Annotated in this window: 23 protein-coding genes; 13 read left to right on the plus strand and 10 right to left on the minus strand. The window is 58.3% G+C overall.

Going from position 1 to position 18,395, the window contains the following annotated elements:
- Nucleotides 1–163 precede the first annotated feature (163 nt).
- The 4 genes from ACKVY0_RS17290 to ACKVY0_RS17305 form a co-directional block, all read right to left on the minus strand.
- Nucleotides 164–667, minus strand: a complete 504-nt coding sequence (locus tag ACKVY0_RS17290) for a hypothetical protein (RefSeq protein WP_409216074.1) — start codon at nucleotides 665–667, stop codon at nucleotides 164–166.
- Nucleotides 664–1,320, minus strand: coding sequence for an anti-sigma factor family protein (locus ACKVY0_RS17295; protein WP_409216075.1), 657 nt, complete (start codon nucleotides 1,318–1,320; stop codon nucleotides 664–666). The genes ACKVY0_RS17290 and ACKVY0_RS17295 overlap by 4 nt, the downstream gene beginning before the upstream one ends.
- Entirely contained in the window at nucleotides 1,304–1,915 is a 612-nt protein-coding gene (locus ACKVY0_RS17300) for a sigma-70 family RNA polymerase sigma factor (protein ID WP_409216076.1), read from the minus strand. The genes ACKVY0_RS17295 and ACKVY0_RS17300 overlap by 17 nt, the downstream gene beginning before the upstream one ends.
- 89 nt (nucleotides 1,916–2,004) lie before the next feature.
- Nucleotides 2,005–2,499: a LysM peptidoglycan-binding domain-containing protein gene (locus ACKVY0_RS17305; protein WP_409216077.1), complete on the minus strand. Its 495-nt coding sequence runs from the start codon at nucleotides 2,497–2,499 to the stop codon at nucleotides 2,005–2,007.
- 229 nt (nucleotides 2,500–2,728) lie between these two features.
- Here ACKVY0_RS17305 and ACKVY0_RS17310 point away from each other — a divergent pair, with 229 nt between their 5' ends.
- The 5 genes from ACKVY0_RS17310 (at nucleotide 2,729) to ACKVY0_RS17330 (ending at nucleotide 7,880) form a co-directional block, all read left to right on the plus strand.
- Nucleotides 2,729–3,580 (plus strand): sugar phosphate isomerase/epimerase family protein, encoded by an 852-nt coding sequence (locus tag ACKVY0_RS17310; RefSeq protein ID WP_409216078.1) that lies wholly within the window; start codon nucleotides 2,729–2,731, stop codon nucleotides 3,578–3,580.
- Nucleotides 3,581–3,612: 32 nt separating this feature from the next.
- On the plus strand, nucleotides 3,613–4,986 hold the full coding sequence (locus tag ACKVY0_RS17315; RefSeq protein ID WP_409216079.1) for a Gfo/Idh/MocA family protein: 1,374 nt from the start codon (nucleotides 3,613–3,615) through the stop codon (nucleotides 4,984–4,986).
- A gap of 236 nt (nucleotides 4,987–5,222) precedes the next feature.
- On the plus strand, nucleotides 5,223–6,251 hold the full coding sequence (locus ACKVY0_RS17320) for an SMP-30/gluconolactonase/LRE family protein (RefSeq protein WP_409216080.1): 1,029 nt from the start codon (nucleotides 5,223–5,225) through the stop codon (nucleotides 6,249–6,251).
- Between the two features lie 150 nt (nucleotides 6,252–6,401).
- Nucleotides 6,402–7,193, plus strand: a complete 792-nt coding sequence (locus tag ACKVY0_RS17325) for a ThiF family adenylyltransferase (protein ID WP_409216081.1) — start codon at nucleotides 6,402–6,404, stop codon at nucleotides 7,191–7,193.
- Nucleotides 7,194–7,268: 75 nt separating this feature from the next.
- Nucleotides 7,269–7,880 (plus strand): hypothetical protein, encoded by a 612-nt coding sequence (locus tag ACKVY0_RS17330; protein ID WP_409216082.1) that lies wholly within the window; start codon nucleotides 7,269–7,271, stop codon nucleotides 7,878–7,880.
- Between the two features lie 85 nt (nucleotides 7,881–7,965).
- Here the strand turns inward: ACKVY0_RS17330 and ACKVY0_RS17335 are convergent, their stop codons facing one another.
- The 6 genes from ACKVY0_RS17335 to ACKVY0_RS17360 form a co-directional block, all read right to left on the minus strand.
- Nucleotides 7,966–8,853: a hypothetical protein gene (locus tag ACKVY0_RS17335; protein ID WP_409216083.1), complete on the minus strand. Its 888-nt coding sequence runs from the start codon at nucleotides 8,851–8,853 to the stop codon at nucleotides 7,966–7,968.
- A gap of 143 nt (nucleotides 8,854–8,996) precedes the next feature.
- Nucleotides 8,997–9,182 (minus strand): hypothetical protein, encoded by a 186-nt coding sequence (locus ACKVY0_RS17340; protein ID WP_409216084.1) that lies wholly within the window; start codon nucleotides 9,180–9,182, stop codon nucleotides 8,997–8,999.
- Nucleotides 9,183–9,212: 30 nt separating this feature from the next.
- The gene (locus ACKVY0_RS17345) at nucleotides 9,213–9,842 is read right to left on the minus strand and encodes a hypothetical protein (RefSeq protein WP_409216085.1); all 630 of its coding nucleotides are present in this window, start codon (nucleotides 9,840–9,842) and stop codon (nucleotides 9,213–9,215) included.
- Nucleotides 9,843–9,868: 26 nt separating this feature from the next.
- Nucleotides 9,869–10,246 (minus strand): rhodanese-like domain-containing protein, encoded by a 378-nt coding sequence (locus tag ACKVY0_RS17350; RefSeq protein ID WP_409216086.1) that lies wholly within the window; start codon nucleotides 10,244–10,246, stop codon nucleotides 9,869–9,871.
- Between the two features lie 34 nt (nucleotides 10,247–10,280).
- Nucleotides 10,281–10,811 carry a hypothetical protein gene (locus ACKVY0_RS17355; protein WP_409216087.1) on the minus strand — a complete coding sequence of 177 codons (531 nt, stop codon included), beginning with the start codon at nucleotides 10,809–10,811 and terminating at the stop codon, nucleotides 10,281–10,283.
- 175 nt (nucleotides 10,812–10,986) lie between these two features.
- A complete protein-coding gene (locus ACKVY0_RS17360; RefSeq protein ID WP_409216088.1) occupies nucleotides 10,987–11,706 on the minus strand; it encodes a superoxide dismutase in 720 nt (239 codons plus the stop codon).
- A gap of 110 nt (nucleotides 11,707–11,816) precedes the next feature.
- On the opposite strand from ACKVY0_RS17360, the gene ACKVY0_RS17365 reads away from it, so the two are divergent.
- From ACKVY0_RS17365 to cysD, 8 genes are all read left to right on the plus strand, one after another.
- On the plus strand, nucleotides 11,817–12,887 hold the full coding sequence (locus tag ACKVY0_RS17365; RefSeq protein ID WP_409216089.1) for an OmpA family protein: 1,071 nt from the start codon (nucleotides 11,817–11,819) through the stop codon (nucleotides 12,885–12,887).
- Nucleotides 12,888–12,915: 28 nt separating this feature from the next.
- Complete coding sequence (locus ACKVY0_RS17370; protein ID WP_409216090.1) at nucleotides 12,916–14,394, plus strand: hypothetical protein; 1,479 nt, start codon at nucleotides 12,916–12,918, stop codon at nucleotides 14,392–14,394.
- A 16-nt stretch (nucleotides 14,395–14,410) separates the two neighbouring features.
- Nucleotides 14,411–15,211 (plus strand): HAD family hydrolase, encoded by an 801-nt coding sequence (locus ACKVY0_RS17375; RefSeq protein ID WP_409216091.1) that lies wholly within the window; start codon nucleotides 14,411–14,413, stop codon nucleotides 15,209–15,211.
- A gap of 102 nt (nucleotides 15,212–15,313) precedes the next feature.
- Nucleotides 15,314–15,628, plus strand: a complete 315-nt coding sequence (gene rplU / locus ACKVY0_RS17380) for a 50S ribosomal protein L21 (RefSeq protein WP_409216092.1) — start codon at nucleotides 15,314–15,316, stop codon at nucleotides 15,626–15,628.
- A gap of 21 nt (nucleotides 15,629–15,649) precedes the next feature.
- A complete protein-coding gene (gene rpmA / locus ACKVY0_RS17385) occupies nucleotides 15,650–15,913 on the plus strand; it encodes a 50S ribosomal protein L27 (RefSeq protein WP_409216093.1) in 264 nt (87 codons plus the stop codon).
- Between the two features lie 117 nt (nucleotides 15,914–16,030).
- Nucleotides 16,031–16,687 (plus strand): phosphoadenosine phosphosulfate reductase family protein, encoded by a 657-nt coding sequence (locus ACKVY0_RS17390; RefSeq protein WP_409216094.1) that lies wholly within the window; start codon nucleotides 16,031–16,033, stop codon nucleotides 16,685–16,687.
- Between the two features lie 6 nt (nucleotides 16,688–16,693).
- Nucleotides 16,694–17,446: a sulfite exporter TauE/SafE family protein gene (locus ACKVY0_RS17395; RefSeq protein WP_409216095.1), complete on the plus strand. Its 753-nt coding sequence runs from the start codon at nucleotides 16,694–16,696 to the stop codon at nucleotides 17,444–17,446.
- 33 nt (nucleotides 17,447–17,479) lie between these two features.
- A complete protein-coding gene (gene cysD / locus ACKVY0_RS17400) occupies nucleotides 17,480–18,385 on the plus strand; it encodes a sulfate adenylyltransferase subunit CysD (RefSeq protein WP_409216096.1) in 906 nt (301 codons plus the stop codon).
- The last annotated feature ends 10 nt before the right edge of the window (nucleotides 18,386–18,395 follow it).

Below are 18,395 nucleotides of genomic sequence, written 5' to 3' on the forward strand. Positions count from 1 at the left end.
AAAGTAGGACGTTGCCAGATTAAACATCACCCCGCATCTCGCAAGAGATGCGGGGTTTTTTGTGCCATGTCATGACAAGCTGCAACTGTCGTATAACTGGCTTCGAGGCGGGCATCATTCGCTACGATGCTGCTCTTGTGCTTCACTTCAAATAGACTCGCACCTACTTGCGATCCAGCGACAGGACGAAAATCAAGCGTCCATCCTTCCATGGTGGGCCACCGATGAAAAGCGGGCTGCCGGCACGCAAAACGGCATCGCTTTTGACCAGCACTTGTTGTTCCCGCCAAACCTGTAGATGCAAATTGACTCCGTTTTTGTCCGCCGGCCCTTTGGAATCGATCTTCATGAACAAATCCCGCGAAGGAACGACCCAGGACTCATACTCGCGGAAAATATCCTGTTGATGCTGGCCGAGAATTTCGAAATGCTTGAAGTGGAAAACTTTGGCGAGCCGCTCATTTAACTTCGGCAAATGAGCAGGTGTCTGCTCGCGTGCGCCAGTGAGCTGCGCGGTATCGTTGGTGGCAAAAATGAGGGCGCCCCAGACGCGGCCATCAGTCGCAGGCTTGATTGCGGAAAGTGACTGAGGCGAGGCGGGTGGTTCCTGTGCGCAGGTTGCCGCGCACAGGCAAAGCAGACACAGAGCTGGCAGGTAGGATTTCATCCGCGGGGGGCTTTGGTCCAGATCAGTGGAGTACCAACTGCGTCGCGTGAAATCATGAGCAAGCGGGCACCTGTAGCATCGTAAAGCGTAGTTGAAGCGAATTCGGTTTCTATTTCACTGCGTTGAGCGCTGATTCCTGAAATCTTTTTCTTCGCAGGCACAGCATCAAGGCCATCAAGCATCAAGACGGTGGCGTCTGCAGCTTCATCATGAAAAGTGTGGGCGCGCACATGGGTGTTGGGTGTGTACGAGCTGAGGATGGTGCTTTTGGTTGGGGCGTCTGAAGCAGGGCGGAACAACACAAAGCTCAACACGGCCAGCGCCACGGCGCCTGCTGCCGCAAACCACGGTTGACGCAGCCAATGGAGCAAAGTCGCCCAGTCTAGCGCTGCCGATTGCTTTGAACGTGGCTCGTCAGCTTCCATTTGCGAAATACGAACCTGGATCTGCGAGTTAAAAAAGTCCGCATGTGGCATTTTTATTTCAGCAGACAAATGGGAACGAAGAGTTGCGCTCAATGCGCGCAGTTCCTGTGCTTCCTTGGCAAGCGCCGGATCGTGTTTAAGTCGCTCCTCAAACGAAGCTCGCTCCGATTCGTTTATCTCGCCATCAAGCCAGCGAGTGAGATCATGATTTTCAGAGGGTGGTTTCATAAACGTCTTTGAGTTGTTCTTGAAGTTTCTTGCGTGCGTAAAACAGGCGCGACATCACGGTGCCGAGCGAACAGGGGATCATCTCGGCGATTTCGTCATACGCGAGTCCTTCAACTTCGCGCAGGACGATGACCTGCCGGTGTTCGGGTGACAGCTTGGCAATGGCCGCCTGGATACGTTGGCCGACTTCGGCATTGCGCATGGCCATATCGGGAGCGGGGTCACCTTTCGGGGCGGTCTCCGCACCTGCCGCTGCACGGTGGGCGGTGTGTTCGTCATCGAATTCGCCGTCGCCTTGGATTTTCTTCTTCCGCAGCCAGTCATAGCTGACGTTGTGGGCAATCCGATACAGCCAAGTGTAGAACCCAGCATCCAGCTTGAAACTTGGTAGCGCACGCCATGCCTTGATGAAGGCTTCCTGGGCGAGGTCCCAGGCTTCGGTTTCGTTCTGGATGAGATGATAGGTCATGGCATAAATCCTTCCACGATAGCGAGTGACGAGAACGTCAAAAGCCCGTGTGTCGCCTGTTTGGCTGCGTTTAACCAAGTCGATGTCAGGGACTTCGCCAAGGTCAGGCGCGGCTGAGGCAGGCATGGATTGGAATGGCAGAGGATTGACGGTTTGGACCGGAGATTTATTCGAGTCAAAGGCCGTTTGGGACGAAAAAAGCACCGCGTGTTGAGTCAGGGGACTTTCAAGCTCTGCCCTGGACGGATCAGATCGCCGCTGAGATCATTGGCGGCTTTAATCTTCGCCACTGTGCTGCCTTTCTTTCGTGCGATGGCGGACAGTGTGTCCCCTTTGGCCACGGTGTACTTTGATCCGGAGGATTTTTTGGCGGTCGATTTCGCAGGTGTGGACTTCTTCTTCGTCGAACTGTTGGAAGCGACCGTCTTTTTGGGAGTGGGGGAAGGGCTGGTCGCTGTTGTCTTCTTCGATCCGCTGAAAGCGTAAGGATCGGCTGGCGGTTCAGGCTGTACTGGAGCCATCGGAGCCGGTGGTGTTTGGTACTTGGGAGTGGACGCCGCGTAGCCGCTCTGGCCTGGATACGGGTTGTAGTGGCCGTCGTTGCCGTAATTCGAGGCGTATGGATCGCTGCTGCTGGATTTCTTCATGTTGTCACAGGAAGCCAGAGCGAGACAGGAGGCTGACAGGGCGATGAAACGAAATGCAGTCATGATTTTTGGGATATTCCGGCCTACAAACCTCATTGGCAAGCGACCACCGCACTAATGAAATCGGGCGCAGTCTTTCTCAATGCCAATTTTGCCGCCTTTGCGTCCGCGTTGCGATTCGGCGACTTGGGCGAAACAGAGTGCTGTCCAACCTCGTTTTCGCATGCCCGGCAAATCTTCCGACACAGACCTTGCCAATTCGCCTGCCATTCCCTAGCTTCAAGCCCCACCCATGAAAATCGGCTTCAATCTCCTGCTCTACACCGGCCACGTCACCGAGGCGAACTACCCAGTCATCGAAAAACTCAAGGCCACCGGTTACGATGGCGTTGAACTGCCGATCTTCGATGTCAGCAACCCGGCGCACTTCAAAAACATCGGCCAGGTGCTCAAGGACAACGGCCTGCAATGCACCGCCGTCACTGTCCTTCCCGACGAGGCGCACAACGCGATCAGCGTCGTTGCCGCCAATCGCCAGGGAGCCATCGATCATCTGAAGCGTGTGCTCGAATGTGCCCACAACGCCGGTGTGCAGACGCTTTGCGGCCCTTACTATCAGGTGCTCGGCCAGTTCACCGGTGCATTCCCATCCGAGGCCGAACTCGCCGGTGCCGCTGAAGTTCATCGCGCAATCGCTCCCGTCGCCCAGGCCGCAGGTGTGAAATGCGCCATCGAAGCGTTGAATCGCTTCGAGGCCCATCTGCTCAACACCATGGAGCAGGCCGCCGCTTATGTACAGCGCGTCGATCATCCGAACTTCGGCACGATGTACGACACCTTCCACGCCAACATCGAAGAAAAGAACCCGATGCAGGCCATCGACACTGTCTTCGCCACCGGCAAGCTCAACCACGTCCACATCTCCGAAAACGACCGTGGCACTCCCGGTCGCGGCCACATCAACATCGTGGAGCAGATCAAGCACCTCAAAAAGATCGGCTACGACGGCTGGATGACCATCGAGGCCTTCGGCAGCGCCCTGCCAGATCTAGCCGCCGCCACTCGCGTCTGGCGCGATTTCTTCCCCAGCACCGAGCAAGTTTACACCGAAGGCTTCGCCCTCATCAAAAACGCCCTCGCCTGATTCAAAGCCCATCCATCAACCCAATCACCCACATGAACACACCAACCACCACCCCGGCAGCGCCCACATCGCGCCGCCAATTCATCGGCACCACTGCCGCCGCCAGCGCCCTCACCGTCGCGCAATCCGCCTGGGCCGCAGGCAGCGATGAAATCAAAGTCGGCCTCATCGGCTGCGGCGGTCGCGGCTCAGGCGCTGCTGGCCAGGCCCTCAGTACCTCGCAGTCTGGCATTACACTGCATGCCGTCGCCGACGCCTTCAAAGAAAAGGCCGATGGCGCTCTCAGCAACCTGCGCAACAAGAGCCCCGACAAGGTGAAGGTCGATGACTCCCGCGTCTTCGCCGGTCCCGATGCCTACAAGAAAGTCATCGACTGCTGCGATCTCGTCATCCTCACTACGCCTCCCGGCTTCCGCCCGTATCACTTCGAAGCTGCGGTGAATGCCGGCAAAAACATCTTCATGGAAAAACCTGTCGCTGTCGATGCCCCCGGCGTGCGCAAGGTGCTCGAAATGGCCAAAGTTGCCGATGAAAAGAACCTCAAGGTCGTCGTCGGTCTTCAGCGTCGTTACCAGAACTGCTACAAGGAAGCTCTCACCCAGGTCAAGGAGCAGGGTATCATCGGCGACATCACCGGCGGCCAGGTTTACTGGAACGGCGGCGGCATCTGGTTCCGCGACAAGCGCCCTGACCAGTCCGAACTCATGTATCAGATCAACAACTGGTACTTCTTCACCTGGCTCTGCGGCGACCACATCAACGAGCAGCACATTCACAACATCGACGTCGCCAACTGGTTCCTCGGCGGCCATCCCGTCAGCGCCCAGGGCATGGGCGGCCGCATGCAGCGCACCGAGGCCAAATTCGGCCAGATCTACGATCACCATTACGTCGAGTACACCTATGAAAACGGTGTCCGCATCAACAGCCAGTGCCGCCACCAATCTGGTGTCTCCAACGCCGTGCGCGAAGAATTCACCGGCACCAAAGGCAAGCTCTACCTCGACAACAGCGGCCGCTGCTACGCCAACAACCACAAAGGCGAAACCATCTGGAAATACCGCCCCGGTGGCAAAGACGTCGGCGATGCCAAGGGCAAGGCCGCCAAGCGCCTCGATCCCGATCCGTACCAGACCGAGCACGACACCCTCCAGGCTGCGATCCGTGACAACACGCCGCTCAACAACGCCTACTACGGTGCCGAATCCACCATGACCGCCGTCATGGGCCGCATGGCCACCTATTCCGGCAAGGAATTGAAGTGGGACGAAGTCCTGAACTCCAAAGTCCAGCACATGCCCAACATCATCACCCCCGAGTCCGAGCCCCCCGTCAAACCCAACGCCGAAGGCTGGTATCCCATCGCCATCCCCGGCAAGGACATCCCCGGCGCTCCCGTCGTCTAATTCAAGGCAACTCATCAGCCCCGGCTCGCAGCGATGCAGCCGGGGCTTTTTTGTAGCTTCGATTGGCAATCGAAGCCATCCCGCAACAACTCCGAAACCTGCCTGCTTGGCATGACTTCAAATCAGCCCCTCCAATCTCCGGTTTCCGTGCATTCCGTGTGTTCTGTAGGCCAAATCAATCCATCCAGCCAAATGTCTTGCCAATCCGCCGTTCCATTCGCTACAACCACACCGTCATGAACACCAACCGCCGCACCTTCCTCACCACCTTCGCCGTTTCCGCCGCCACCACGACGCTTTTCTCCCGTGATTGGAGCGGCAACACGCCCGAGCGCTACCCGGACCCCGATGTCATCGTGCTCGAACCCGAGTTTGAAAAACTCGTTCAGGGCAACGCCCCCATCCGCCGCCTTCACACCGGCATGCTCTGGGCCGAAGGCCCCGCCTGGAACGGCAGCGGCAACTACCTTGTTTTCAGCGACATCCCCAACAACGCTCAGATGCGCTACCTGCCCGAAGACGGTCACGTCAGCGTGATGCGCAACAACGCCAACAACAGCAACGGCAACACCTTCGACCATCAAGGCCGCCAGATCTCCTTCGAGCACGCCACTCGCCGCGTGGTGCGCTACGAACTCGACGGCAAGATCACTGTCCTTGCCGAAAAATTTGAAGGCAAGCCCTTCAACGCGCCCAACGACGGCGCCGTGCATCCTGATGGCTCCATCTGGTTCACCGATCCCGGCTACGGCAGCATGATGGATTATGAGGGCAACAAAGGTGAGCTCTTCCTCAAAGAATCCGTCTATCGCATCGACCCCGGCGGCGAGATCACCAAGATTACCGAAGATCTGACCAAGCCGAACGGCCTCTGCTTCTCCCCCGACTACAAAAAGCTCTACGTCGTCGATACCGGCGCGCCCAAAAACATCCGCGTGTATGACGTGGACGGCACCAAGGTGAAAAACGGCAAGGTTTTCGCCACCAACAAAGGCCAGCTCGCCGAGCCCAAGGCCAAAGGCAACTCCGACGGCATCCGCTGCGACATCGAAGGCAACCTCTGGGCCAGCGCCGGCTGGATCGGCGACGGTTATGACGGCGTCCATGTCTTCAACCCTGAAGGCAAACTCATCGGCTTCATCAAACTCCCCGAAACCGCCAGCAACCTTTGCTTCGGCGGCCCCAAACGGAACCGTTTGTTCATCACCGCCAGCCAGAGCCTCTTCTCGCTCTATGTGAACATCCGTGGTGCGCATCATTGCTGACACGTAGGTTGGGTGTGGCGACAGCCCGCCCGACTGTTTGGGCATTCTCAGGCCATTTCGTGGTCGCAAAGCAGACGGGCGGGCTGTCGCCACACCCATCCTACGTCCCGGCATCCTTGATCTCAGGCTCCGCAGACGCTAAACGAGCGCATGGATGAATCCTACACCCAGCGCTTCGGCGGCATCGGGCGGCTTTACGGGGCTGCAGCGCTGCCACGCCTTGCCGCGGCACACGTCGCCATCATCGGTGTCGGCGGTGTCGGCTCCTGGGTCGTCGAAGCGCTCGCCCGCAGCGGCATTGGCGCGCTGACGTTGATCGACATGGACGACGTCTGCATCACCAACACCAACCGCCAGCTTCCAGCGCTCGCGCACACCATCGGCGTGACCAAAGTCGATGTGCTGGCCGCCCGCGTGGCCGAAATCAATCCCGCCTGCCGCGTGAACCGCGTCATCGAGTTCCTCACCGAGTCGAATGTGGATCGTTTGCTCGTCACGGACTTCGATTTCGTCGTCGATGCCGTCGATCGCACCTCGATCAAGGCTCTGATCATCGCCAAATGCCAGGCACGCGGCATGCGCGTCATCACTTCCGGCTCCGCCGGCGGTCGTCGCGATCCCACCGTCATCAAAATCGCCGATCTCGGCCATGCGGGGGCCGATCCACTGCTCCGAGGCGTGCGTCAGAGCCTGCGCCGTGAGCATGGTTTCGCCAAAAGCGAGCAAGGCCGCCCTGTGACGATGGACATCCCCTGCGTCTTCTCCACCGAACGTCCCATCTACCCGTGGGCCGACGGCTCCTGCTCCCTCGAACCCGAACAAGGTGCCGAAACCGGCCTCCGCCTCGATTGCGCCGCCGGCTTCGGTGCTGCCACGTTTGTCACCGGCACGTATGGCTTCATGCTCGCGGCGGAAGTGGTGCGACGGATGGTGCTAGCATAACATGCTTGGTGCCTTTTCTTGAAATGTCTTGCCCCTATGGGCCATTAATTGTATGCAATTACAGCAAACATTTTTATGGCAAAGCGATACAACTATGATGCGAAAGGCAATTACCGCGGATTCTCAACAGCCACTCCACCAAGTTCGAACGATGGTTGTCTAGAACTCGTTAAATCTGTCGCTGTAGGTTTTGGGATCTGTATTCCTGTTGGTCTTTACATTAAACTGTTTGAGTATTCACCACTTATTGGTGTGGTTTGCAGTGTTATTGCATTGGTGATTTGGATCTCTGTCGATGAAAGAAAAATCAAGAAGAAAGAGGCTGCTAGGCTTGAGTTGGAGCAGAAGCACCACGCTGAGCAGCTTGAGCTGGAGCAGAAGCAGCATGCTGAGCAGCTTGATGCGCAGCGTCGATACGAATCCGCACTGCAAGAGCGGGAAAACCTACGGCAAGAACTGGAGCAGCTTCGCCTGATGCCAACCTCATCAAGCGGCAGCATCTCTGGAAGGCGCATTATTCGACAAATCAAGATGGTAGTGGCTGATAACCACCGGGAACGCGATGCCGCCGAGCTGGCATTTCTGCGGCAGATCAAGATTGCAGGTGGAAATGCTGTCATCAATATGCGCATTCGTCGCCACAGTGGCGGCTATGTTTCGATTCAGGGGGATGCAGTGGAACTTTAGGAAGGGATCATTTTGATCGAGGCATATGCTTGGCATCCTTCTGAATATGTGAGCGCGGGAAAATGACTGTCCCTCACCCGGAGATTCACCTGCTTGAGACGACCTCAGACATGAAGGTTGTGGAATCAATGACCCTCGTCCGAGGAACTATTCCTGGGGCAGCAATACTGCGGAATGATTCAATGGTCGTGTTCAAAGCCTTAATGGTCCCGGTGTCATTGGTTACGAGTGTGTCGCCGCGCAAGATATCCAAGTGCAGAGAAATACATGCGTCCTCGCAGTCGTTGGTATCCACGTTGCTCTCTGTGCCATTTGCTATGTAGCCCAAGGCCCGACAATTGATGTATCCCATGTAATTGTAAACTGAGCAGATGACCTTTAACATCAGATTTTCATCGGGTTGTCCGATGTCAGCCTCATACGACTTGAAGAGTGAATGCGCGCTTTTCCCAATTCGCCAGGCGATGTCAGCTTGGGAAAGTACCTTTGCTGGAAGCTGTTGGAATTCCGTCTTGAGTTCGGCGCAGATCTTTTTGATCATCTTGACGTATTTGGCTTCTTCATCTGCAAGCACTCGCACTGCACGGGCTGTCATGTCGTGAGGATTTCTTCGTTCACCTTCCGATGTGACCACGTCGGTTTCGTAAAAGTTCTTTAGGGAGTCGCAGGAAGCTAGATTTTTCAGGGTCTGCCGTATGACATCCGGTTCTCCGAATCGGGTAGGGTTCGCCAAGTCTTCGACTCCCACGGAATTGGCGTGCGCTGCAAAAGGATCCTGCAAAATATCAGGAATCATGCATTTCAACAAATTGCCTTTTTGTCTAGCGAAGTTCCCGTCTCGATCTTGTTCGTCCAAATGGCACAAAAGCTCATAAAACGTCAAAGGAGAAATTGCGATCCCTATTCCTGAAGGCAGATCGCTCAGGACTTGCCCGCGGATCCCCCGAATGGCAGAAGTATCAAGGATATACATATGTCGAATCGAGAAAGATGCCTGGCAGCTCGGGTCTTAGCGGAAGCGGCACACAGGCTGATACAGTTGATGGGTTTCACTTCTACAGCTGCTTGTTGCTGCGTTCTCACGGAGGCAGCAGGGGCATAAGGAACTCCCAATGCTCAAGATGAGGCCTTGGTCTTTTTCTGCAGGGCGGGCTTTCTCCGGCGGGCGGGTCTGGCGATGAAAAAGCTGTTCCGATTACCGAGTACGCCGGTGAAATGCTCCTCGGCGGCGGCGTCGAGCTTCAGACGTGCGACGAGGTCGGCTTTTTCTTCCGGGGTCAACTGGCTGAGGGGCTTTTGCATGGCAGAGATTAGTTCGTTGGCTCTGCGGTTTCAAGCGAATCGACGTTCGCCTTCCAGGCTGGCCGCGAGCGTGACGATGTCTGGACGCTCGAAGGCAAACTGATCCTCCACGGACCGTGAAAGCTGCTGCTCATAGAAGGGCGCGGAGTCGCGGGTGGCCTCGCCCCAGACACGCTTACAGCCAAGAGCGCGAGCGATCATGCAGGTGGCGCGCAAAATCTTGATGCCCACGCCTTTGATGTTCACGGCTCTGCCGCAAATGCTGGGATGCACAAAGAGAAAGTCGATGGTGAGATGATGACACCAAGTGCGGCGGACCATCGCGCCACCGAGGCTGGCGGGAAACCAGTCGGCGGTGACTTTCAGCTGGAAACAGAACTCACCCTGCGGATCGGCGGCGATCATTCGCTGGAGGTCCGCCAGGGTGAGTGCGGCAGCATCGGTGTCGCGGTAGTGACGCCAGCGTTTGGCGGCGAGCAGGGCAAACTCGCGGGCATCGGCGGCGCGGGTCTGCATTGCATAATCATCCAGGCTCGGGACACGCCAGCGGGTGGTGGAGATGACATCAGCATTGTCCGCAAAATCGAGCGTCACATCCGCCGGTTCGTCATTGTGGAAGACGGCGAACGTGATGGGAAGCGGCGACGACTTGGAGGGCATGGCTTGCTAAGGAACGTGCGATGGATTCATTTCTCCACCGGTTTGCCGGCTTTTTCCCAGCCGCTGAAGCCTTCGTCGAGGTGGATGAGGTTGGTGAAGCCGAGTTTTTCGAAGGTTTTCAAGGAGCGCGTGCTGCGACTACCGGACTGGCAGTGGACGAGGGTGGGCTGGGTTTTGTTGAGTTTGGCGAGCTGGGCCTCGAAGTCGGACGACATGATGTCGATGTTCTTCGCGCCTTTGATGTGGCCGTCTTTGAATTCGTCGGATGTGCGGACATCGACGATGACGACTTTGCCTGCGGCGATGATTTTCGCGGCTTCGTCGGCTTTGACGTGTTTGGCTTTGTCTTCAGCGAAGACGAACGCGGGAATGAGCAGGAGGAGGGTGGTGAGGAGATGTTTCATGAGATGGGAGGTCAAGAGGTCAACGGTCAAGAGGTCAAGGAGTGGCGCAGTGGACTTCAACGGGCATGCGGGAGAGGCGTTGGTAGAGGCGGCGGCGGGCGAGGATGGGCCACCAGCGGTAGAGATAGATTTCGAGCGGCCTCCACATGGCGACCCAGCCGATGATGGTCAGGCCTTCGTGGACGACGGTTTGCCAGTTCTCTTCCGGTGGGGTGAACAACGTGGCGGCGAATTCGCAGAGGGCGAGGAACGCGAGCCCCACGAGCAAAGCGGCCCGGCCTTCGCGCATGAGACGCTTAAACTCACGCAGCACCATGTCGGCGCGATACTCGAAGTAATGTGCGACGGAGTCGGCGACGAGGTTTTGCACGTCGGCAAAATCAGCAGGATGCTTCGCCAGATGCACGAGGAGCTTCAAGTCATGCTGCTTGGGATGCTCCTGCGCCCAACTGACGATGAACTCCTCGGCATCGTGATCCAGATCGCGCTCATGGAAGGGCGAGGGGTCCATGGAGTTGAACAGTTGGTTCAACTCCGTGAGTTTGACCTCGATGAGTCCGGTCATGGGGTGGTGGCGGAGGTTTGACAAGTGGCGGAGCCGGAAATGACGAATAACGAATTTCCGAATGACGAAATAATGACGAACTCCGAATGCCGGAAGTAGTCTGCACACGCTGTGGCGGGACGAGTTTCGGACTTGGGCATTCGGGCTTCTTTCGTCATTCGGATTTACTCATTCGTCATTTGCCGATTGCGGCAGCGTAGCCCTTCGCCACTTCCGCCCAGTTCACCACGTTCCACCACGCGGCGATGTAGTCGGGGCGTTTGTTTTGGTACTTGAGGTAGTAGGCGTGCTCCCAGACGTCGAGACCGAGGATCGGGGTGCCGAGATCGGCTTCTTCGACGATGCCCTTCATGAGCGGGTTGTCCTGGTTCGGCGTGGAGGTGACTTTGAGCTTGCCGTCTTTCGTGACAATGAGCCAGGCCCAGCCGGAGCCGAAGCGCTTCGTGCCGGCGTCGCCGAACACCTTCTTGAAGTCGTCGATGCTGGTGAAGGTGCTCTGGATCGCGTCGCCGAGCTTACCTTCGGGGCCTTGCGGGCCGCTGCCGGCGGGTGCCATCCATTTCCAGAACCAGGTGTGGTTCACATGGCCTCCGGCGTTGTTGCGGATGGCAGGTTGTGAGGCCGCTGGGAGCGATCTGATGTCGGTGATGAGTTCCAAGGCATCGGTTTTGCTGATGCTGGCGGCTTTGAGCGCATCGCCGAGCTTGGTGATGTAGGCAGCGTGATGCTTGCCGTGATGAATGGTCATCGTCAGGGCGTCGATGTGTGGCTCCAGCGCTTCGGGAGCGTAGGGCAGGGGAGCCTGGGTGAGATCGAGCGCCCGGCTGTTGCTGGGGACAAAAAGCGAGCCTGTGAGGGCGGCGGTGCTGGTGTGGATGAATGCGCGGCGGTTCATGAGGATGGATGTGGTTTGAGTGCAGGGCAGGATACGAAGCCGGGCAGGGGGATGTCACTCTTAAAGTGATGCGTGCAATCCTTTGAGCGCCGTGCTAGCCTGCGCGCGTCATGGCCGCCGTCACCCATCCCCCCGAGTGGACCACTCCACAGTCCTCCTTTCGCTCACGCGACGATTGGAGCCTGAAATGGTGGATGATGTTCGCGCTGATCCTGTCCGTGGTGTTTCACATGGTGCTCGTGGTTGGTTTCGATTCACTGGGCATTTCGGCGGTGACGCCGGCCAAGCCACGCGAAGTGCCGGAGCGCATCCTCTTGAGCGAGCAGGCGATGAAGGAGCTGCAGGCGGTGCAGCAGATCCCGGAAACCATCGTGCCGGGCAATCTGCCGGACATGAAGGCCTTTGAGCCGAAGCTGGATGATTTCGACAAGCTGCAAGAGCTGCCGAAGAACCAGGAGATCGACCTCACACCGAACGTGAAGGAGATCACGAACTTCATCCGCGCGAACGATCCTGGCGATGGCGCTCCCGGTTCGCCAAAAGCGACGGACATGGCCAAACTGCTCGCGCCACAAGCGATGGCCGCGCCTGACATCGCCGCTGAGATGGCCAGCGTGCGGCGTGATGTATTGTCGAAGCCGGTATCGGAAAAGCAGATGCTGCTTGATGCTGGAGCGCTCGATCCGGGTCTTGGTGGCAAGATGGACAGCGGCCTGCTGGATGCAGTGAAAAGCCAGGGCACGGCGACCGCCGCAGGCGCACGCGTGAAGGGTTTCAGCAATCTCGATGATCTCCTCGGTGGTGGTGGCAGGATTGGCGGCAGCACCGCACCGATCCTGATGCCCACTGACCTGCTGTTTGACTACGGCAGTGATCAACTGGCCGAAGCGGCCCGCCTCAGCCTCATGAAGCTGGGTTTTCTCATTCAGAAGAATCCAAACTCACTGTTCATCATCGAAGGTCATACGGACAGCTTTGGTGGCGAGGATTTCAATCTCGAACTCAGCGTTCGACGTGCGAACGCTGTCGTGAGCTGGCTGCGTGAGTCGCTCGGCCTCGGCAGTGATCGCATTCAGGCGATGGGCATGGGCAAATCGAAGCCGATCGTCAGTGTCGCTGGCACTGTTGAGCAACAGGGCCTGAACCGCCGCGTGGAGATCAAGGTGCGGCCGAAGAAATAACCCACCTCACGTTAACCTCGCAGCACGCATGCCGGTCAAAACCGTGTTTCTGCATCTCACCAGACTTTGGCTGCGCGGCGGTCGCTGGGTGGTGCTGTTTGCGAGTCTGGTGTTGTTTGCTTGGTGCTATGTGCAGGCGTTTCAGCGGCAGGGGCCGACTTGGGACAATGTGTTTCCGGAGCACCAGCGGATGTACCTGAACGCGGCCATCGAAACGCGGCCTGATCTGACGCCGGATTTTTCCAAAAGCGTGTCCCAGCCGCTCAACGACTGGCTGCCACATCGCACGGATGGCCTAGTGCGCCCGCTGTGGCCCTGGCTGGCTGCATGGAATGTCGGGGCGAAACAGCCCAGGTCTGCGGGCTTACCGAGTGCGGCGGACCATCATGTGCTGCGATCCGGCAAGCGCTGGCTCATGGGGCTGAGCCTGGGCTTTTTATTGACCCTCGGGCTGGCGGCGGCACGAGCGTTTTCAGTTCCAGCGGCGTTGCTCACGATATTGACCATTGGCTTTGGCGTGTTGCTGCCATCGATGGCGGAGTTTTCGCCGGATGTGCTGTTCCAGATCTTGTTTCTGCTCACCTGGGTGTGCTGCGTCGCGGCGTTGAAGCGCAATTCGCTGTGGCTTTATGGCATGATCGGCTTTTTCTCCGCGCTGGCGAATCTCACACTGCCCTCGGCGACGACGCTGGTCCTCGCCTTCATCTTCGTGAGCACGCTGCGCTGGCTATGGGGCATGATCCTGGCGTATTGGTCGCAGGAAGGCGGCACGACGCTCTGGGTGTGGCGCAATCATTGGCTGGGCATGATCCTGCTCGTCGTCTGCCACCTGATCACCGTGGGGCCGATGCTGTCGCACTCGAAGGAGAAGCTGGGCGATGCCGCGCCGTTTTTCTGGCGCTGGTTTGATGATGCAGACGCCATGCGTCAGTGGACGACCGCGCATCAAACCCGCGAGTCATTGCAAGCCGTGCCTGCGGGCGAGCTGCCGAGCTATGCGAACTACCTCGAATCACACGCGCCTGATGCCGTCAGCGAGCGTTTGCGGCAGGGCGGCATGAAAATGATCGAAGCCGTGCTGCAATGGCCGTGGAGCTATAACTCGCTGCGGCAGGAGCGTGGTATCTTCGTGGCTGTTCTCGCCGCAGTGCTGATTCTGCTCATCCTGATCGTCTGGTTCGTGGCGCCGCGAGCGGCACATGCCGGTCAGGCGCTGCACCCTGAGACCGCACCGCTGGTGTTTTTCACTGTGCTGGCTTTCGTGGTCTGCGCACTCGATTTCGGCTGGGATCTGCCCGTAATGACCTGGGGCAGTCGCCATCTCGCGATATATCCGCCGCTGGTGCTTAGCCTGCTCTGGGCCAGCGAGGCGTTGGTGAATCGCGCACGGCGGCGGCAGATGCGGCTGCCGGTGTTTGTCATGTATGAGGCGATTCTGTGGTCGCTCTGTGCTCTGGCGGTTTTGCGCATGATCGCGGTCTTGCAGCCGGCGGCTTTCGCGGCATGAATGCGCGCCCCGATTCATGGCCGCCCCCAAACATCGCTTCATCCTCTGCTTCGACTTTGATGGCACGCTCGTGCATCCAGAGAGCGATCCGGTGTTTCATCCCGGTCTCGGGCAGATGATTCAACTGCTGCGTGCTCAAGGCGCAGCATGGGTCATCAATACAGGCCGCAGTTTAAGCCAGACGATCGAAGGGCTGGCGCAGCACGGCATTTACTCCGAGCCGGATTTCATCATCGCGCAGGAGAGTGACATCTATAAGCCCGGCTTCTTCAGCCGCTGGACCGATTACGGTCCCTGGAACCGCCTAGCACGCCGTGCGCAGGAGCGTTTCGCCAAAGATCACCAGCCCTCACTTCAAGCCATCAAGCAGATGGTCGAGACGCAGACCAATGCCTCCTTCCTGACCGGCGATTCCGGCGACATGGGCATCGTCGCCTCAAATGACGCCGAACTCGACGGCATCTGCGCCTACATCGACACGCATGCCCGGCAGTTCCCCGACATCGGTTATCACCGCAATGGCATCTACCTGCGCTTTTCCCATAGTGGTTACAGCAAAGGCACAGCGCTCAGTGAGCTGGCACGCCTGCTGGGCCTCGATTCGTCCGCCTGCTTTGCCGCCGGGGATAATTTCAACGACCTCAGCATGCTGGATCAACGCCACGCCCGGATGATCGCCTGCCCTAGCAATGCGGTCGATCCGGTGAAGCAGATCGTTCACTCTCGCGGTGGCTTCATCGCCACCCGCGTCGCCAGCGAAGGTATGATGGAGGCGCTGACGCACTATTTCGGCGGCGCACCGGCCCCGACGGCGTGAATTCACGCGGATGATATTCGCGGCAAGTTTTCCCTTGCCGAACCGGGGCAGGTGTGGAAACCTCCGCGCCCCTGTTCCGGGGACAGCAACACTTTTCAGGTTATGGCATACGCAATCATCAAAACAGGCGGTAAACAGTACAAGGTCTCCGTGGGCGACAAGCTCGACGTGGAGAAGCTCGAATCCGCCGAAGGCGAAACAGCAACTTTTGACCAGGTGCTCGCCGCCGGCGAAGGCAGCAGCATCACCGTCGGCGCTCCCACCGTCGCAGGCGCCAGCGTCTCCGCCAAGGTGATCAAGCAGCACAAGGCCGACAAGGTCACCACCTTCAAGTTCAAGAAGCGCAAAGGCTTCCATAAGACCAAAGGTCACCGCCAGCCGCTGACGCTCGTGCAGATCACCGCCATCAACGCCTAACCCCTTCACCACTCCCCTCTTATGGCCCATAAAAAAGGACAAGGTTCCGTCAAGAACGGTCGCGACAGCCAGAGCAAGCGTCTTGGCGTCAAAAAATTCGGCGGCGAAGCCGTCATCGCAGGCAACATCATTCTCCGCCAGCGTGGCACGAAGTGGGTTCCCGGTCTCAACGTCGGCATCGGCAGAGACCACACCATCTTCGCCCTCGTGGACGGCAATGTCCGCTTCGACAAGGATGGTCGCCGCGTGAACATCCAGCCGCCTGCTGCCGCGCTTCAGGCTTAACCCGAAGCACAGCCAACTTTTAAAGGGCGCGGATCACCTCCGCGCCCTTTTTCATGCCCTAAATTGTCTATTTCCTACTTTACACATCGAGAATCAGGTGAATACTCCGCGCCCCGCATGAATCCCGACCAAATCCAAGCTCTCAACGACGATCTCAAAGGCAAATCGCCCCAGGAAATCATCCAGGCCGCCCTCGCTCATGCCGACGGCCAGGCCATCGTCACCACGAATTTCCGCCCGTATGAAGCCGTCATTTTGCATCTCGCCACGGAGCAGGAGGCGGGCATCCCCATCCTGTGGGTCGATCACGGCACCAATCTCCCTGAAACCTATCGTTTCGCCGAAAAGAGCCACGCACGCCTCAGCCTCAACTTGAAGCCCTACCTGCCGCTCATGACCGCCGCGCACTGGCTGGCCCTCAATGGTGGCCAAATCCCCATGCCGGACGAAGTCGAACGCGTCGAATCCTTCAGCCGTATCATGAAGTTGGAGCCCTTCGAGCGCGGCATGCGCGAACTCGCCCCGAAAGTCTGGATCACGGCTCTGCGCAAAGAACAAAACCCGCAGCGTGCCGCCACGCTTCAGCCCTTCATGTGGGACGCAAAATTTGAATGCCTCAAGGTGAACCCCATCCTCGACTGGACGCCCGTCGAGATGGATGCCTACCTGCTCGAACACGATCTGCCGAACGAGCGCACCTACTACGATCCGGCCAAGGGCGACGAAAAACACGAATGCGGCCTGCACGCCAAACTCGTCACCGACAAAGCGTAAACGACGATGCCTGATCTGCCGCCCGACTTCCTGCTCTACATCGCCGCCGGCTTCGTCGCTCAATTGATCGATGGAGCGCTCGGCATGGCCTATGGCGTCAGCGCCTCCTCGCTGCTCATGGCCCTCGGCGTGCCGCCAGCGGCCACCAGTGCCACGGTGCATGCGGCGGAGTGCTTCACCACCGGTGCCTCGGCCATCTCGCATCATGCGTTTGGCAATGTGGATCGCTTTCTGTTCCGCCGCTTGCTCATCCCCGCCGTCATCGGTGCCATCATCGGCGCATACCTGCTTTCCTCCATTGGCGACGTGCTCAAACCCTGGGTCTCTGGCTATCTCCTAATCATGGGCATCGTGATCATTGCCAAAGCCTTCGTGCAGGTGCCTTCGCGCAACGTCACCACCCATCTCACGCCTCTCGGCTTCTTCGGTGCGCTTGTCGATGCCATGGGCGGCGGCGGCTGGGGCCCGATTGTCGCCTCCAATCTCATCGTGCGTGGCAACAACGTCCGCATCACCGTTGGCAGCGTGAATGCCGTTGAGTTCTTCGTCACCCTCGCCGCGAGCATCACCTTCCTGCTCACCATCGGCCTCACGCATTGGAGCATCATCATCGCCCTTGCCATCGGTGGTGTCATCGCCGCCCCGTTCGGTGCCTGGGCCGCCAAACACATCCCGCACAAGCCCTTCATGGTCGTCGTCGGCGTCCTCGTCGTCGCCCTCAGCACGCGCAATCTCCTCAAATTCCTCGCCGTCTTTTAATCTCAAATCTGAAATTTAAAATCTCAAATTTACATGGCCATCACGCACCTCCAGTTCCTCGAATCCGAAGCCATCTACATCCTGCGCGAAACCGCCGCACAGTTCCAAAAGCCCGCGCTCCTGTTTTCCGGTGGCAAAGACTCCATCGTCATGGCCTGGCTCGCTCGCAAAGCCTTCTATCCATCGAAGCTGCCCTTCCCGCTGCTCCACGTCGATACCGGCCACAACTTCCCTGAGGCCATGGAATACCGCGATTGGTTCGTGCAGGAGATCGGCGCGACCTTGACCGTCGGCCTCGTGCAGAAGTCCATCGACGATGGCCGCGTGCAGGAAGAAAAAGGCCACAACGCCAGCCGCAATAAGCTGCAAACCGTCACCCTGCTCGATACCATCGAGGAGCATCAATACGACGCCTGCCTCGGCGGTGGTCGTCGCGATGAAGAAAAAGCCCGTGCCAAAGAGCGCTTCTTCAGCCACCGCGATGAATTCGGCCAATGGGACCCGAAAAACCAGCGCCCCGAGCTTTGGAACATCTTCAACGGCCGCAAACACTTCGGTGAGCACTTCCGCGTCTTCCCGCTCAGCAACTGGACCGAGATGGACATCTGGCAATACATCCGCCAGGAAAACATCCCGCTACCCAGCCTCTACTTCAGCCATCAGCGCAAAATCATCGAGCGCCACGGCCAGCTTCTCGACGCCAGTACCGGCATCATTCCTCTGCTCGATGAAGAAAAGCCCAAGGTTAAAGAAATGACCATCCGCTTCCGCACCGTCGGCGATGCCACCTGCACCGGTGCCGTCGAATCCACCGCCAGCACCATCGACGAAATCGTCGCCGAAGTCGCCGCCGCCCGCCAAACCGAACGCGGCACCCGCGCCGACGACAAACGCAGCGAAACCGCCATGGAGGACCGCAAAAAAGAAGGCTATTTTTGATTTCTTAATC

Source organism: Prosthecobacter sp. (genome assembly GCF_046154365.1).
Classification (GTDB): domain Bacteria; phylum Verrucomicrobiota; class Verrucomicrobiia; order Verrucomicrobiales; family Verrucomicrobiaceae; genus Prosthecobacter.